Below are 15,866 nucleotides of genomic sequence, written 5' to 3'. Positions count from 1 at the left end.
ACATGTCCAGCATTTCCATCCGCAACGTGCGCAAGGCCTACGGCAAGACGCAGGTGGTGCACGGGGTCGATCTCGAATTCGCGGACGGCGCCTTCGTCGTCATCCTCGGCCCGTCCGGCTGCGGCAAGTCGACCCTGCTGCGCATGATCGCCGGGCTCGAGGAGATCACGGCGGGCGAGATCCGCATCGGCGACAAGGTCGTCAACCGGCTGGAGCCGCGCGAGCGCGGCTGCGCCATGGTGTTCCAGAACTACGCGCTCTATCCGCACATGAGCGTCGCTGGCAACATCGGCTACGCGCTCAAGGTCGCCGGCGTGCCGAAGGCGGAGCGCGAGCGGCGCGTCGCCGAGGTGGCGCGCGTCGTCGGCCTCGAGGACTACCTCAGTCGCCGGCCGGGCGAGCTCTCGGGCGGCCAGCGCCAGCGCGTCGCCATGGGCCGCGCCATCGTGCGCGAGCCCAAGGTGTTCCTGTTCGACGAGCCCTTGTCGAACCTCGACGCCAAGCTCAGGGTGCAGATGCGTGCCGAGATTCGCCGCCTGCACAAGCGCCTCGCGGCGACCTCGGTCTTCGTCACGCATGACCAGGTGGAGGCGATGACGCTGGCCGATACCCTCGTCGTCATGAACGGCGGTCGCGTCGAGCAGGTGGGCAGCCCGGCCGCGGTCTACCACCGGCCGCGCACGCGCTTCGTCGGCGCCTTCATCGGCGCCCCGGCCATGAATTTCATCGACGGCGCCATGACCCCCGACGGCTTCAACTTCGACGGCCGGCGCATCGCCGTTGAATTGCCGCTCGCCCGCGCCCATGCCGGCCGGCCGGTGGCGCTCGGCGTGCGGCCGGAGCAGGTGGAGCTCGTCGCCGCCGACAGCCCCGGCGCCCTGCCGGCGACGGTCGATTTCGTGGAGGAGCTTGGCGCCGGCCGGGTCGTCTACACCGACATCGACGGCCTGCCCTTCGCCGTGGCCTTGTCGGAGGAGACGGACCTCGCCCCGGGTGAGCGCGTCGGCCTCAAGCTCCTGCCCCAGAGCCTGCATTTCTTCGACGGCGAGACGGGGCTGCGCCTCGGCCTTGCCGAGAGCGTCGAGACGAGCCGCGCGGCGGTCGCCGCTGCCTGACTAATTCCCGAGGAGGATGGAACGCATCATGTCGCAAGCAAGCAACATCATCGCCGGCGTCGGCTTCTGCACGGGCAACGGCACCGGTGACCTCTCCGTGCTGGAGCGGGCGCTCGCCCGCCATGCGGACCTCGGCGCCGACATCGCCGAACTGTCGCTCTACAGCGAGGACCTCGTCTCCGGCGGGCGCGTGCTGCCCGAGCGGATCGGCAAGCTCGTCGAGATCACCAAGCGCTACAAGCTCGGCTACACGGTGCACGGCCTCGTCTGCTCGAACTTCATGGATGCGGTGAACCTGCCGTACCAGAAGGCGGCGATGCGGGCGATGCTGGAGCTGTGCGACCGCGTCGGGGCGAGCGTCCTCGCGCATCACTCCGGCATGGCGCCCATGAAGACGCGCGGCGAGATGGGCCTGATCGACGCCATGGAGCGCGAGGCGCTCGCCGAGATGGCCGAGGTCGCCCGCGGCTATGGCGTGCGCATCGCGCTCGAGAACATCTTCGCGATGGGCGACGACGAATACCGCCAGACGCCGTCCGAGGTTGCCGCGACGGTGGCCGCCATCGGCCATCCGAACCTCTGCGCCCTCATCGATTTCAGCCACGCCTATATCGAATCGAAGCGCCGCGGCCTCGACTGGCGGGCGGAGATCCGCGCCATGGCGCCGGTGGCCGGCCACCTGCACGTGCACGATTCCTTCGGCCGCCCCTATACGATGACGCGCTTCTTCCACCCGAGCGAGGCGATGGCGCTCGGCATCGGCGACCTGCACATGCCGCTCGGCTGGGGCGACATCCCGTGGGAGGAGATCTTTGCGGAACTCACCTTCCCGGCCGGCACGACCATGATCATGGAGATCACCGAGCGCTTCAACCCTGAGCTGCCGGCCTGCCTCGCCCGCGCCCGCGGCCTTGCCGCCCTCGCCGACGAGAAGGCCGCCGTCGCCGCGTGAAGTGGTGACGGGCGGTACCACCTGCCGTCATGCCCGCGCTCGTCGCGGGCATCCACGCCTCGAGGCATGTGCGAGGCGGCAAAATGTGGATGGCCGGGACGAGCCCGGCCATGACGGGCGGTTCGCTTGCCACGGCGTCTGCTTTGCGGAAATACCGTGCGACACATGCGCTCGGACGATAAGGACGCGCCAGAGCCGGCATCAGCCGGTGTTCCGCGCCTCCCGGTAATAGCTCGCCGAAAGTGATCCCATCATGACCATCACCACCCTGGAGCGCCTCGTCACCGCGACCACCGCCGAGCTGCGCGGGCCGGGCTACGGCATCCTGGACGAGGCGCGGCGCGTGCCGGCCGTCAAAGCGGAGCATGACCGCATCGCGGCTGACCTGCCGGCGCTCAACGCCATCGAGATGCGGCCCCTGGCGGCGGTCACGGGCGCCGCCACGACCCTGCGCGTCGCGGCGTGGAATGCGGAGCGCTGCAAGTACCACGAGGCGTCCGTCGTGCTGCTCCGGCAGGTCGATGCCGATGTCGTCCTCCTGTCGGAGATGGACATCGGCATGGCGCGATCGGGCAATGTCCACACCGTGCGGCTCCTCGCCGATGCGCTCGGCATGGGCTACGCCTTCGGCACGGAATTCGTCGAGCTCGGGCTCGGCGACACGCGCGAGCGCGTCTGGCACGCGGGGCAGACCAATGCGGTCGGCCTGCACGGCAATGCCATCCTGTCGCGGCTGCCGTTCCGCGACGCGGCGGTGATCCGCCTCGACGACGGCGGGCGGTGGTTCGCAGGGGCAGAGGTCGGGCAGCGGCGGCTCGGCGGGCGCATGGCGGTTGCCGCCCGTGTCGCGGCGGCGGCTGGCGAGCTGCTCGCCGTCTCCGTCCACCTCGAAAGCAACAGCGACGCCGCGGACCGCGCAGCCCAGGCGCGGCGCCTGCTCGCCGCGGTGGAGGACCTGGCGCCGGGGGGGCCGGTCGTCATCGGCGGGGACCTCAACACCAACGCGCTGCCCGTCGGCCCGGCCGGCGCGGAACTGCCGCTCGATGCCGTCGAGGAGGCCGAGCCGCTCTTTGCCGAGATGCGCGCCGCCGGTTTCGCCTGGCAGGCCTGCAATACGCGCCACGTCAGCCTGCGCACGCGGCCGGACGGCACGCCCGAGGCGCCGTTCACCCGGCTCGACTGGCTGTTCTGCCGCGGCGTCGCCGTGGCCGATCCGGCAACGGTGCCGGCGGTCGATGCGGCCGGCAGCGCCATCTCCGACCACGACCTCGTCGTGGCCGACGTCCGCCCGCGGCAGGGGTGAAGGTACTTCCTCCCCCACGAAGTGGCTGGGAGGGCTGGGGCGGGGGCGGTCCCGCCCGTCAGATGGGATTGGAACCGGGAGCATCGGCGATCATGTTCGGTCGCCGTCCGGTGGGCGGCGGCGCCCCCCACCCCTAACCCCTCCCCGCCGCAGGCGGGGGAGGGGGACTGGCGTGCGCTTGCGAGACAGCCGTTCGGTGATCGCCGCCGGTATTACTGCCCCGCCGCACCACCTTCGAACCAGCGCGCCAGCACCGCCCGCTCTTCGGGCGTCATCTGCGTGACGTTGCCGGGCGGCATGGCGCCGGTGAAGGCGGCCTGCATGGCGATGTCGTGGGCGCGCAGGCGGATCTCGTCACCCGTTTCCAGGAGCACGTTCTTCGGCGGCACGACGACGCCGTCCCACACCGGCTCCATCGCGTGGCACATGCTGCAGCGGCTGGTGACGATCTCCTCGACGCGGGCGAAGGTGACCGGGCCGGCCGGCGCGGCGGCGTCCATGGTGCCGCGCACGGGCCCCTTCGGCCCGAGCGCGCTCAGGAACATGACGAGGAGGAGGAGCAGGGCGGAGGCGAACCACGGCCACGTCTTCATCTCGCCCGTCTTGTGCATGGTGTTGAAGAAATGGCGGATGAGCGCGCCCATGACGATGACTGAGGCGAGGATGGCCCAGGCATATTGCGTGGCGAAGGCGAGCGGATAGTGGTTGCCGATCATGACGAAGACGACCGGCAGCGTCAGGTAGTTGTTGTGCAGCGAGCGCTGCTTGCCCTTGGCGCCGAGGGTGGGGTCCGGCGTCTCGCCGGCGATCAGCGCCGCCACCACCTTGCGCTGGTTGGGGATGATGACGAGGAAGACGTTCGCCACCATCATCGTGCCGATGAGCGCGCCCATCTGCATGAAGGCGCCGCGCCCGGAGAAGACGAGGCCGAAGCCGTAGGCGAGCGCGACGAGGAAGACGAAGCCGGCGAGGGCGAGATGGGTGTCGTTGCGGCCGAGCGGCGAGCGGCACAGGCCGTCATAGATGAGCCAGCCGAGCGCGAGGCCGCCCACGGAGAGGGCGATTGCCGCCCAGGCGGGCAGGGGCAGGACGTCGGCATCGATGAGATAGAGCTCGGCGCCCATGTAATAGACGAGCACCATCAGCGCCGCGCCGGAGAGCCAGGTGGTATAGGCCTCCCATTTGAACCAGGTCAGCTCGTCCGGCATCGATTGCGGCGCGACGAGATATTTCACCATGTTGTAGAAGCCGCCGCCGTGCACCTGCCAGGCCTCGCCATAGGCTTCCTTCGGCAGGCCTTCACGCGGCTTGAGGCTGAGGTCGAGGTGCACGAAATAGAATGACGAGCCGATCCAGGCGATGCCGGCGATGACGTGCAGCCAGCGCACGCCGAAATTGAGCCATTCCCAGACGATTGCCCCCATGCCCAGCTCCCGGTGAATCGCCCGCCCGTCCGGCGGGGCGGCATCAGCCTGCATGGGGCGTGCCAGCTCGGCAAGCGCGGTTCCGTTGCCTCGGATGCCGGGCGTGCGTGGATCGCCCTGCATCCGGTGCGGAGCTGCGGTGGTTGCCTAGAGGCTCGTGCCCGGCCTATGACTCGCGCTCCCGCCCGCCGCACGCCGGGCCTCGCGAAGCTGCACAGGACCGCCATGAGCCTCGACCCCGCCGTTGCCGCCGCCCTCGCCGAAGTCTCCACCGCCACGCTGACCACCGTTCTCCTCAAGAAGGGGCTGCGCAATGTGTGGATGCGCGGCACGCGCCCGCTCGTGCCGGGGCAGAAGCGCGTCGTCGGCCCGGCCTTCACGCTGCGCTTCGTGCCGGCGCGGGAGGATCTCGCGACGCCGGAATCCTGGTCCTCCCCCACCTCCACCCGCGCCGCCATCGAGGCGATGCCGGAGGGCGCGGTGGCCGTCGTCGATGCCATGGGCGTCACCGGTGCCGGCATCTTCGGCGACATCCTGTGCGCGCGCATGCAGAAGCGGGGCGTCGCCGCCCTCGTCACGGACGGCGTCGTGCGCGACCTGGCCGGGGTGCTCGGCACGGGCCTTCAGGTGTGGTGCCAGGGTGCGGCCGCGCCGCCTTCGGTCGCGGGCCTCACCTTCGTCGGCTGGCAGGAGCCGGTCGCCTGCGGCGGCGTCGCCGTCTTCCCCGACGATGTCGTGGTGGCGGATGACGACGGGGCCGTGCTCATTCCCCGCGCGCTGCTCGGCGACGTGGTCAAGGCCGCCGTGGCGCAGGAGAAGCTGGAAGGCTGGATCATGCGGGAGGTCGAGAGCGGCGCCGCGCTGCCGGGCCTCTACCCGCCGAACGAGGCCAACAAAGCCCGCTACGAGGCCTTTCTGGCGGCGAATGGCGGCGAGGGCTGAGCTCAACGCCCAGCATCGTTAGCAAATTCTGCACGATCTCGTGCAGAATGCCTGGGAATATGCGCGTGCTGCCATGCAGCCGGCCTGTGTGCCTCGATAACGGCGCAATCCGGCGGGTATAGCGGGACTCAGGGAGGCGAAGGAGGCCGCGGAAGCGGCTGAAACGTATTGCGTATCCGGTTGCCACAGGAAGAGAGGGGCGGCATGGGCCGCCCGCCGTGGTGTGGTTGGCTCGCCGCCGGCACTGCGCTGGCGCTCGTCCTCATGGTGGCCGAGGCGCAGGCCGGCGAACGGCCCGGCTTCTTCGCGCGCCTCTTCGGGGCCGAGGAGAAGGAGGAGGGGCCGGCCTTTCCCGTTCCCGACCCGGTCACCTACGACGTCACCTTCGATTTCCGCGGCGACACCGAGGATCTCGGCGACCGGCTGAAGGAACTGTCCAACCTCGAGAAGCTGAAGAACGACCCGCCCTCGGGCGGCGTCGGCCTGCAAAGGCGCGCCGAGGGCGACAAGCAGCAGCTCCTCGGCGCGCTGTCGGCCTTCGGCTATTACCAGCCGCGCGTCGACATCACCGTGGCGGGCGTCGACGTATCCTCGCCGCAGGCCCCGCAGCGCATCGATGCCATCCGCACCCGCGGCTCGGTGCCGGTGCGCGTCACGATCACCTTCGGGCCGCGCTTCACCTTCTCGCGCCTTGCCGTCGTCGATGAAGCGACGGGGCGGCCCCTCGCGCCGCCCGCCGGCTGGGCCGCGGCCAAGCTCGTGCCGGGAGAGCCGGCCCAGAGCGCGGCCGTGCTCGCCGGCGAGCGGGCCATCGTCGCGGCCCTGCGCGAAGAAGGCTACGCCTTCGCCGCCGTGCCGCGGCGGGAGGCGGTGGTCGACCACGCGACCCGCACGATGGACGTGACCTTCTTCGTCGCGCCCGGGCGCAAGGCGCGTTTCGGCCGCGTGACGGTCCAGGGGACCGAGCGGCTCGATCCCTCCTTCGTCGAGGAGCGGGTGCCGTTCAAAACGGGCGACCTCTTCTCGCCCGAGCCTCTGGCCGATCTGAGGCGCGACCTCGGCGAATACGACGTCTTCAGCTCGGTGCGCATCCGCGAGGGCGATGCGCTCGATCCCGACGGCACCCTGCCCATCACCATCGAGGTGCAGGAGCGGGCGCGGCGCTTCATCGGCTTCGGCGCGAAATATTCGACGACCGAGGGGCCGGGCATTAACGCCTATTGGGGGCACCGCAACCTCTTCGGCGGAGCCGAGCGGCTGCGCCTCGACGCCCAGGTGTCGGGCACCGACATCAACTCGATCGGCGTGACCGGCAAGAAGGCCGAGTGGCAGGACAAGGTCGGCTACCGCTTCGGCGCCACCTTCACCAAGCCGGGCATCATCACGGCGAAGGACGACCTCGTCGTGCAGGCGGCATACCTGCGCGAGGTGACGGAGAGCTATTCGCGCCAGGGCTTCGTCGGCGCTATCGCCCTCAAGCGGCGTTTCACGCGGGAGTGGTCGGGCCAGATCGGCCTCGACATCGAGCGCGCCAAATACCTGCGCGGCTACGACACCGATTTCGACACCGGGCGCTGGTATACGCTCGTCGGCGTGCCGGTGCAGGTCGACTACGACAGCACCAACGACAAGCTCGATCCCAAGCGCGGCATCCGAGCCTCGGTCACGGTGGAACCGTTCTCGAGCCTCCTTGGTTCGACGGTGGATATGACCATGGTCAAGGCGAGCCTCTCCGGTTACTGGGCGATCGACGCCACGGAGCGCTTCGTGCTTGCAGGACGTGTGGGGTTCGGCAGCCTCATCGGGGCCGATCTCCGCGACATCCCGCCGCCGCGCCGGTTCTATGCCGGCGGCGGCGGGTCCGTGCGCGGCTACGATTACCAGAGCCTCGGGCCGAAGAACGTCTTCGGCCAGCCCATCGGCGGGCGCAGCGTGCTTGAGGCTTCCGCTGAGCTGCGCATGAAGGTGACGGACACGATCGGCATCGTGCCCTTCGTCGATGCGGGCATGGCCTATCGCTCGAGCTATCCCGATTTCGACGAACCCATGCGCTATTCGGCGGGCATCGGCCTGCGCTACTATACCGCCATCGGGCCGCTGAGGCTCGATATCGCCCGTGGCCTCAACAGGGAGAGGGGCGATCCGCCCTTCGGCCTCTACATCAGCCTGGGGCAGGCATTCTGATGCGCCGCTCGAGCAAGGCGGGCCGCGTCGCCCGCGCCATCCTCCTCACCGTCGTCGGGGCGGTCGCTCTCGTCGTCATGGCTGCCGTGCTCCTGACGCGCACCGATGCCGGCCGCGCGCAGCTGGTGCGGCTCGTCGAGGCCCTGGCGAGCAGCCCCGACATGCGCCTTTCCATCGGCCGGCTCGACGGCCCGGTGCCCTTCGACATGACGGTGAGCGACGTCTCCGTCGCCGATCGCGACGGGGTGTGGCTGACGCTCGACCGCGCGCGTCTCGCCTGGCGGCCGCTGTCGCTGCTCTCGGGGGTGGTCGAAGTGACGGCGGTGGAGGCCGGGCGTCTCGCCGTGACCCGCCCGCCCGTTCCCGGCACCGAGCCGGCGGCCGAAAGCGCCGGCCTGCCGCGGCTGCCGGTCGGCGTCATCGTCGAGCAGCTCGCCGTCGATGAGATCGCCCTCGGCGAGGCGCTCATCGGGGAGCCGGTGCAACTCGCCGTCAGCGGCAACGCGCGGCTCGTCGATCCGGCCGACGGGCTGTCCGGCGAGATCGCCGTCCGGCGAACGGACGGGGTCGCCGCCACCGTCGACGGCACTCTGCGCTTCGTGCCCGACACCCAGCAGCTCGTCGTCGACCTCAGGGCGGCGGAGCCCGCCGGCGGCATCGTCTCGCGCCTTGCGAACCTGCCGGAGCTGCCGCCGCTCGACTTCACCGTGCGCGGCGACGGCCCGCTCGACGACTGGCGCGGGGACCTCGTGCTGACGCTCGGCGCGAGCGCCGAAGCACGGGCCACCGCGACCATCACGCGCGACGACGACGGCCGTGTGCTCGCCCTCGACGGCACGGCCGACATCGCGGCCTTGCTGCCGGACCGCTATGCGCCCCTCGCCACCGGCGAGGCCACGCTGCGGGCACGGGGAAAACGGTTCGACGACGGGCGCATCGAGATCGGCGAGATCTTCGCCGAAGGCGCCGGCGGCCGCGTGACGGGCTCCGGTGCCCTCGACGAGGCCCGCGATGCCGTGAGCGGCCGCCTCGTCCTCTCCCTGCCGTCGGCCATGCCCTATGCGGCGCTCGCGCCGGTCGCGCTGTCCTGGCAGGGGCTCGAGGTGACGGCGACGGTGGACGGCCCGCTGTCGCGGCCCAGGCTCGACCTGTCCGCCACCGGCAACGCCCTGTCGATTGCGGAGAACGCCATCGGCCGCGCCGTCATCGGTCTCAAGGCCGAGGCGCTGGGACCGCCGTTGCAGCCGGACACGCGCTTTGCCTTCGACGCCACGGCCGATCTCTCGGGGCTCGCGCCGCAGGCGCCCGAGCTGGCCGGAGTCATCGGCGATGAGGCGCGCCTGACCGCGAATGGCACCGCCACACTGGGCGGCGCCGATATCGCCGCCCTTCGGCTCGATCTGGCGCCGCTGGCCGCGACCTTCTCCGGCACCGTCACGAGCGATGCGGTGGATGGCAAGGTCAATGTGGAGCGAGCCGACCTTGCGGCGCTGCGCGCCTTCACGGACCAGCCGCTCGCCGGCGTCGTGGCGCTCACCGGGGATGTCTCCGCAAGCTTCGACCTGACACAGCTCGCGGTGACGCTCAACGGCATGGCGCGCGACCTCGCGACGGGTGTCGCGCAGGCCGACGGCCTTCTCGGCCGCAATGTCCGGCTGTCCGGCGGTTTCCGCCGCAATGCGGACGGCAGCTTCGGCTTCGAGCGCTTCTCCGTCTCGGGCGCCCATGTCGGCCTCATCGCCGACGGCTCGGCGACGGCGGACCGGGCCAATGTCACGGCCAAGCTCGACCTGCCGGACCTCTCGCAGCTCGATGCGCGCGTTACCGGACGCGGCAATGTGGATGCGACGCTGACCGGCTCGCTCGATGCGCTCGATGCGCGCCTGCGCCTGACCATCGACGAGGCGAGCGCCCTCGGCCGGCCGATCGAGCGGCTGACGGCTGACATCGAGGCCCAGGATGTCACGGGCGCTGCCACAGGCCAGCTCACGCTGTCGGGCAGCGTCGACGGCAAGCCGGCGACCGGCAGCGGCCGCTTCGCGCGGGATGCGGCGGGGGCGGTGGCGGTATCGGATCTCGACATCGGCCTCGGCTCCGTCCGCGCGCAGGGCGCGTTCGACATCTCGCCGGCTTCGCTGGCGAGCGGGCGGCTGACGCTCCGGGCCGGCGACCTCGGCGATGTCGCGCCGCTGCTGCTCATCGAGATGGCCGGCGCGGTCGACCTCGACCTGACCCTGTCCGCCGAGGCCGGCCGTCAGAACCTCGCCGCCAAGGGGCGCGTGTCCGATTTCGCGGGCTTCGGCGCATCGCTTGCCGTGGCCGATGTCGACGTGCGTGTGCGCGACCTGCTCGGCCAACTCGCGGCCGACGGCAAGGTCGCGCTCGAGAGGCTCGCGGTTGCGGGCGTGGACATGCCGCGGGCGGAGATCTCGGCGGAAGGGACGCGCGAGGCGACGCGCCTCGTCCTTAACGGCGTCGTGCGCGGGGTCGATGTCGCCGCCACCGCGCAGGTCGCCATGCGCCCGGACGAGACGGTCGTGACGCTGGACAGCGCCAGTGCCTCGCGCGGCGCCCAGCGCGTCACCGTCGCCCGCGGGGCGGCGTTCACCCTGCGCGGCGGGGCGGTCACGATCCGCGATTTCACGGTCAATGCCAACGGCGGCTCGTTCGCGGTCTCCGGCTCGGCCGGCGAGCGTCTCGATCTTGCCGTCACGGCCCGCAACCTGCCGCTCACCGTCGCCGAACTCGCCGAGCCGGGCCTGGGCCTTGCCGGCCAGCTGTCGGGCGAGGCGCAGATCTCCGGCACCGCGACCCGGCCCGACGGGCGTTACCGGCTGTCGGTCAGCGGCTTCACCATGCCGCAGATCCGCGACGCCGGCCTGACGCCGCTCGCCATCGAGGCGAGCGGGACGCTGGCGGACGGCCGGGCGGGGATCGACGCCTCGGTGCGCGGCATATCGGAGGCGCCGATCCGCATCACCGGCTCACTGCCGACGACCCCAGACGGCAACCTCGACCTCACCGTCGCCGGCCGCATCGACCTTGCCATCGCCAACCGGCTCGCAGCCGGCGACGGCCAGCGCTATGCCGGCTCGGCCACGGCGGACCTGCGCCTCACCGGTACCATGGCCGCGCCGCGGGCGCAGGGCACGGTGCGCCTCGTCGGCGGCCGTTTCGAGGACGTCGTCAACGGCGTCCTCCTCGCCGACATCAATGCGACGATCACCGGCTCCGAGCGCGAGCTCGTCATCCAGAGCCTCACGGCGCGGGCGCGCAACGGCGGCGCGATCACCGGCAGCGGGCGCATCGCGCTCGATCCGGCCGCAGGCTTTCCGGGCAACATCACCCTGCGGGCGACGAATGCCCAGCTCATCTCCAACGATACGACCAATGCCGTCGTCGGACTCGACCTCGCGGTCTCCGGCCCCATGGCCACGACCCCGCGGGTTTCGGGCCGCGTGACGGTCGAGAACCTGCAGATCTTCGTGCCGGACCGCCTGCCGCCGTCGGTGACGCCGATCGAGGTGCGGCACAAGAATGCGCCGCCGCGCGTCGCCGAGCGCGCCAGGGCCGAGCGGGAGCGGCGGGCGCGCGCCGCGGGCGGGGCCTTCGACGCCGCACTCGACATCACGGTGGACGCCTCGTCGGGGCGCGTGCTGGTGCGCGGCCAGGGCATCAATGCCGAGCTCGGCGGCACGCTCACGATCCGCGGCACGTCGTCGAACCCGATCGTCGACGGCGGCTTCACCATGCGCCGCGGCACCTTCCAGGTTCTCGGCCGGCGCCTCACCTTCACGCGCGGCAACGTCACCTTCCCCGGCACGCTCGATCCACAGGTCGACTTCGTGGCCGAGGCGCCGGCAGGCGACGTGACGGCGCGCGTCGCTGTCGATGGCATCGCCTCGCGTCCGGATGTGCGCTTCTCCTCCTCGCCCGAGCTGCCGCAGGACGAGGTGCTGGCGCGGCTTCTCTTCGGCAAGCCCTCAGGCAACCTGACGGCCGGCCAGGCGCTGCAGCTGGCGCAGGCGGTGGCGCAGTTCGCCGGCGGCAACCGGGTGCTCGACGACCTCAGCCGCTCGCTCGGCGTCGATGCGGTCGACATCGACACCGACGCCAGGGGCAACGTGGCCGTCGGCATCGGCAAGCGCATCGACGACAACATCTATCTCGGCGTCAAGCAGGGCGCGACGCCGGGTTCGAGCCGCGTGACCGTCGACATCGACATCACCGACCGCATCAAGCTGCAGGGCGAGGCGGGCGCCGACGGCTCGAGCGCCGTCGGCATCGGCATGGAATGGGACTACTGAGGGAGGGGCGCGGCTTCCCTGGGGACGGTGTCGCGCTTGTCCGGCTTCGGCGGGACGTCCGAAAAACGCCCGAAGATCATGTCCGGTGCACTGGTATTGTGACGCGAGGGCACGACGCGTCCGGTCCACAGCTCGGTCGCCTCGCCGCCCGGGAAGGTCATGACCGGGGATTCACCCCAGCCCTTGGCGCCGGGGGCGCGCCAGGCGACGCGCGCCGTGTCGGAATTGGCCTCCATCACATACATCGAGCGCAGCGCCGCGAAGGGCCTGCCCTGCGGCAGGTCGCCGGAGAAGGAGACGTCGAGCGCGACGTGCTCCTCGTCGAGGGCGGCGAGCCGGACCTTGCCCTCGCCGCCGTCGACGAAGGCGAGCGTGAAGGTCCGCGTCGCGGGATCGAAGGCGATGTCCTTCAGCGCCACGATCGGGCGCCCCTCATCCTTGACGGGGCCGACGAGGAAGGAGCTGCCGTAGGCCGTCCAGCGCATGTCGCCGGGTGGTATGGGGCGGGCCCGCCAGTAGCCGTCCGGCGGGTAGAGCACGAGCACTTCCTCGGCGCGCTCCTTGTAGCGCACCCAGACCTGGAGGAGGTGCAGCCCGTGCTCGACACGGTCGCCGACGCGCACCGGCACGTCGTTGGGCCGCCAGAAGGAGGGATAAGTATAGCCGACCAGCCACAGGTCGGGCGCTTCATAGAAGGTGACGCGGCGCGGCTCGGCCACATGCACGGGGTCACCCTCCATGTCGCAGCTCGTCCAGTCGGCCGCCCAGCGGTCCGTGTTGAGCATGCCGAGATAGACGGGGTGCACCGCCTGGATGCGGAAGTGCTTCACGGCCGGATTGGTGAAGGTGAGGCTGACGTTGTCCTTCTCGGCGCACAGCACGGGCTCGCTGCCGTTGTCGACACGGGCGGCAAGCTCGGCAGCGCCGGCGGAGGGTATGGCGGCGGCAAGAAGGCCTGCGGCGAGCAGGCCCCGAATGGTTCTCGACATGCGTTGTCCTGTGAAAAAAGGCGGTTTCCTGCCGCTCAGGGCCTCGTTGCAGCGAGCGTCGCATAGACATCGCCCGAATTGGCGCGATGGGGCAATGCGGCGAGATGGTCCCGCATCGCCTCGGCAGCGACCGGCTCGGCGAAGGCGAGGCGCTGCTCCTCGCCGAGCGACAGGTTGAAGCGGTAGCGGCCGAGATCGGCGAGCCGGTCGAGGCAGCGCCCGGCGACGTCGCGGGCGATGGTGGTGAACTCGAAGGACAGCGCCGGCAGCGGCTGCGACAGCCCGGCAAGGACCGCGTCCTCGAAGCCCTCGACGTCGATCTTGACGAAGGCCGGCAGGCCATGGCGGGCGATCAGCGCATCGAGGCTCGTCATCGGCACCGACAGGGTGCGGTCCCAGCGCTGCTCGCGCCAGCCATCGGCATCGCGCGCGGCGGCGAGGAACGCGCCGGAGGCCGTGGTGACGGTGGGATTGGCGCTGTTGACGTGGAGTTCGGCAGTTCCCTCCGCCGCGCCGACGGCGGCTTCGACGAGGATCACGTCCCGGTCGCGGCCATGGACGAGACGCAGGAGGCGCATCGGCCCCGGCTGCGGCTCGACCGCGACGACACGCGCACCGATGCGGCGGAAGGACGAGGTCCGGTCGCCGACATGGGCGCCGATGTCGAAGGCAAGGTCCCCGGGGGCGAGGAAGCGGCGGTGGAGCGCATCCATGGCGCGATGGCGGGCGCGGTTGCCGTGATAGAGGACGAGGGAGCGGGCGAGCCCGCGCCATTCGGTCAAGGTGGCGCCGAGCCTGCTCATGCGGCGACGGCCACCGGCTGCGGTGCCGGGCGTGCGAGGGCCGCGATCTCGGCAGGCTCGTCGAATTCCTCGGGGATGGCGCAGAGCCGATGCCGCGCGAGGAAAGCGCCGAAGGCCGGCCGCGCGGTGACGACGGCGAAGGGGATGGCGAGAAGATAGCCCGCCGTGAGCGGCAGGCTCCACAGGAGGGCGGCCGGCGAGGCCCAGGCCAGCGCGCCGCAGACGAGGAGGCCGAACAGGGTCTGCGGCCACAGCCCGGCCGCTGCCGTCGCCCAGGACAGGGCATGGGCATCCCGCTCCTGGCCGTTCCAGCCCACATGTGCCCGCCCGGCGAGGAGGCCGAGCATGAAGAGGCTGGTGCGGAAGGAGGAGACCGCTCCCTGCAGGAAGGCGAAGACGATCTCGATGGCGGCCGAGAGGCCGAAGCGCACCCCGCCGCCGTAGCGGGCGAGCCCGCCGCGCGTCAGCGCGATGTCGGCGAGGCCGGCGAGCTTGGGAAAGAGGCAGATGAACAGGAAAAGGCTGTAGAGGCCGGCCGCCAGGGCCGTCGGGAAGGCGCCGGCCGCCTGTGCCTCGCGCACCGCGAAGGGCAACAGCGCGATCATCGCCGTCATGGCCGGCAGGCCGAAGAACATCAGGATGGCCCACAGGAGCTGGAAACGGCTCATCGGGTGGAGGCCCGGCAGGCCGAGAAGCCTGGCGTATTGCATGTTGCCGAGGCACCAGCGCAGGTCCCGGCGGACGAAATCCATGACCGTGGGCGGGTTCTCCTCCCAGCTGCCGCCCTCGACCGGCAGGACGCGCACCTCGTAGCCGGCGCGGCGCATGAGCGCGGCCTCGACCTGGTCGTGCGACAGGATGGAGCCGCCGAGCGGGGGGCGGCCGCGGAGCAGCGGAAGATGGCAGTCGTCGCGAAAGGGCGCGATGCGCACGAGCGCATTGTGGCCCCAGAAGGGCCCGCAATCGCCGGCCCACCAGGCGCTTCCAATGGTGTAGGGCCGCATGCCGTGGCGCATGCCGAACTGGAAGATGCGCGCGAAGCCGCTCGCGGCCGGCATGCCCGTGACGAGGCTCTGCAGGATGCCGAGGCGGGGATAGGCCTGCATCATACGCACCATGGCGACGATCGTCTCGCCCGCCATCAGGCTGTCGGCATCGAGCGGCAGCATCAGCTCGTACTCGCCGCCCCAGCGGGCGCAGAAATCGCGCAGGTTGCCGGCCTTGTAGCCGACATTGTCCTCACGTCGGCGATAGATGGCCCGGGCACCATCCGCGAGCGTTGCGCGGAAGGCCGCGAAGGCCTCCTCCTCGGCGGCGGCGATGTCGGGACGGGAGGTGTCGCTCAGGACGAAATAGGCGAAGTGGTGCCCGTGCCCGGTGCGGGCGATGCTCTCGGCGACGGCCGAGAGGCGCGAGAAGGCGCGCGCCGGATCCTCGTTGCGCAACGTCATCAGCACGGCGGTGCGCAGGAAGACGGCCTCGCCCGAGGTGCCGGCGCTGGCGAAGGGCGCGACTTCCGCAAGCGCCCCGCGCCGGCCATGCAGCAGCCACAGGCCGATGGCGGCATTCCAGAAGCCGAGCGCGGTCCAGGGCATGACGAGGAGAAAGCAGGCGAGGAGGAGGCCGTCGAGAAGGCTCCACCCGCCGGCGGAGAGGATCCATGCCATGGCCGCGGCGAGAGCGCCGCATGTGGCGAGGTTCAGCACGCCCACCAGGGTCCGGCGCCGCCGCAGCGCGGTGGTGGACTGCATTCCGCCCGGTGTCGTAGATGAGGAGGGTGACCCCTCGATGAGAGTCAGGGTCACAGGATCGAGCCGTTCCGTCATCTGGCACCGTCCGCTGTCGCG

At 71.1% G+C, this 15,866-nt stretch carries 10 protein-coding genes; 6 read left to right on the top strand and 4 right to left on the bottom strand.

The window, feature by feature from the left end; translation table 11 throughout:
• The first annotated feature begins 2 nt into the window (after positions 1–2).
• The 3 genes from AL346_RS02820 to AL346_RS02810 all read left to right on the top strand — a co-directional run bounded on the left by AL346_RS02820 (position 3) and on the right by AL346_RS02810 (position 3,370).
• Positions 3–1,115, top strand: coding sequence for a sn-glycerol-3-phosphate import ATP-binding protein UgpC (locus tag AL346_RS02820; protein WP_040405300.1), 1,113 nt, complete (start codon positions 3–5; stop codon positions 1,113–1,115).
• Positions 1,116–1,143: 28 nt separating this feature from the next.
• A complete protein-coding gene (locus AL346_RS02815) occupies positions 1,144–2,067 on the top strand; it encodes a sugar phosphate isomerase/epimerase (RefSeq protein ID WP_245258940.1) in 924 nt (307 codons plus the stop codon).
• 253 nt (positions 2,068–2,320) lie between these two features.
• A complete protein-coding gene (locus AL346_RS02810; RefSeq protein ID WP_019403944.1) occupies positions 2,321–3,370 on the top strand; it encodes an endonuclease/exonuclease/phosphatase family protein in 1,050 nt (349 codons plus the stop codon).
• Positions 3,371–3,582: 212 nt separating this feature from the next.
• Here the strand turns inward: AL346_RS02810 and AL346_RS02805 are convergent, their stop codons facing one another.
• A complete protein-coding gene (locus AL346_RS02805; RefSeq protein WP_040405302.1) occupies positions 3,583–4,794 on the bottom strand; it encodes a urate hydroxylase PuuD in 1,212 nt (403 codons plus the stop codon).
• Between the two features lie 225 nt (positions 4,795–5,019).
• Between AL346_RS02805 and AL346_RS02800 the strand changes: the two genes are divergently transcribed.
• The 3 genes from AL346_RS02800 to AL346_RS02790 all read left to right on the top strand — a co-directional run bounded on the left by AL346_RS02800 (position 5,020) and on the right by AL346_RS02790 (position 12,227).
• Entirely contained in the window at positions 5,020–5,736 is a 717-nt protein-coding gene (locus tag AL346_RS02800) for a ribonuclease activity regulator RraA (RefSeq protein WP_019403946.1), read from the top strand.
• A gap of 204 nt (positions 5,737–5,940) precedes the next feature.
• Positions 5,941–7,920, top strand: coding sequence for an autotransporter assembly complex family protein (locus tag AL346_RS02795; RefSeq protein WP_019403947.1), 1,980 nt, complete (start codon positions 5,941–5,943; stop codon positions 7,918–7,920).
• On the top strand, positions 7,920–12,227 hold the full coding sequence (locus tag AL346_RS02790) for a translocation/assembly module TamB domain-containing protein (RefSeq protein ID WP_019403948.1): 4,308 nt from the start codon (positions 7,920–7,922) through the stop codon (positions 12,225–12,227). The genes AL346_RS02795 and AL346_RS02790 overlap by 1 nt, the downstream gene beginning before the upstream one ends.
• Here the strand turns inward: AL346_RS02790 and AL346_RS02785 are convergent.
• From AL346_RS02785 to mdoH, 3 genes are read right to left on the bottom strand one after another with little or no spacing between them, the layout of a single operon-like run.
• Positions 12,221–13,216, bottom strand: coding sequence for a hypothetical protein (locus AL346_RS02785; RefSeq protein WP_019403949.1), 996 nt, complete (start codon positions 13,214–13,216; stop codon positions 12,221–12,223). The genes AL346_RS02790 and AL346_RS02785 overlap by 7 nt on opposite strands.
• A gap of 35 nt (positions 13,217–13,251) precedes the next feature.
• Positions 13,252–14,019 (bottom strand): FkbM family methyltransferase, encoded by a 768-nt coding sequence (locus AL346_RS02780; RefSeq protein ID WP_019403950.1) that lies wholly within the window; start codon positions 14,017–14,019, stop codon positions 13,252–13,254.
• Positions 14,016–15,845 (bottom strand): glucans biosynthesis glucosyltransferase MdoH, encoded by a 1,830-nt coding sequence (gene mdoH, locus AL346_RS02775; RefSeq protein WP_050996727.1) that lies wholly within the window; start codon positions 15,843–15,845, stop codon positions 14,016–14,018. The genes AL346_RS02780 and mdoH overlap by 4 nt, the downstream gene beginning before the upstream one ends.
• Positions 15,846–15,866: the final 21 nt, after the last annotated feature.

It is taken from the genome of Chelatococcus sp. CO-6, assembly GCF_001271345.1.
In the GTDB taxonomy this organism is placed as follows: domain Bacteria; phylum Pseudomonadota; class Alphaproteobacteria; order Rhizobiales; family Beijerinckiaceae; genus Chelatococcus_A; species Chelatococcus_A caeni.
This window is presented reverse-complemented; position numbering and strand designations above follow the sequence as displayed.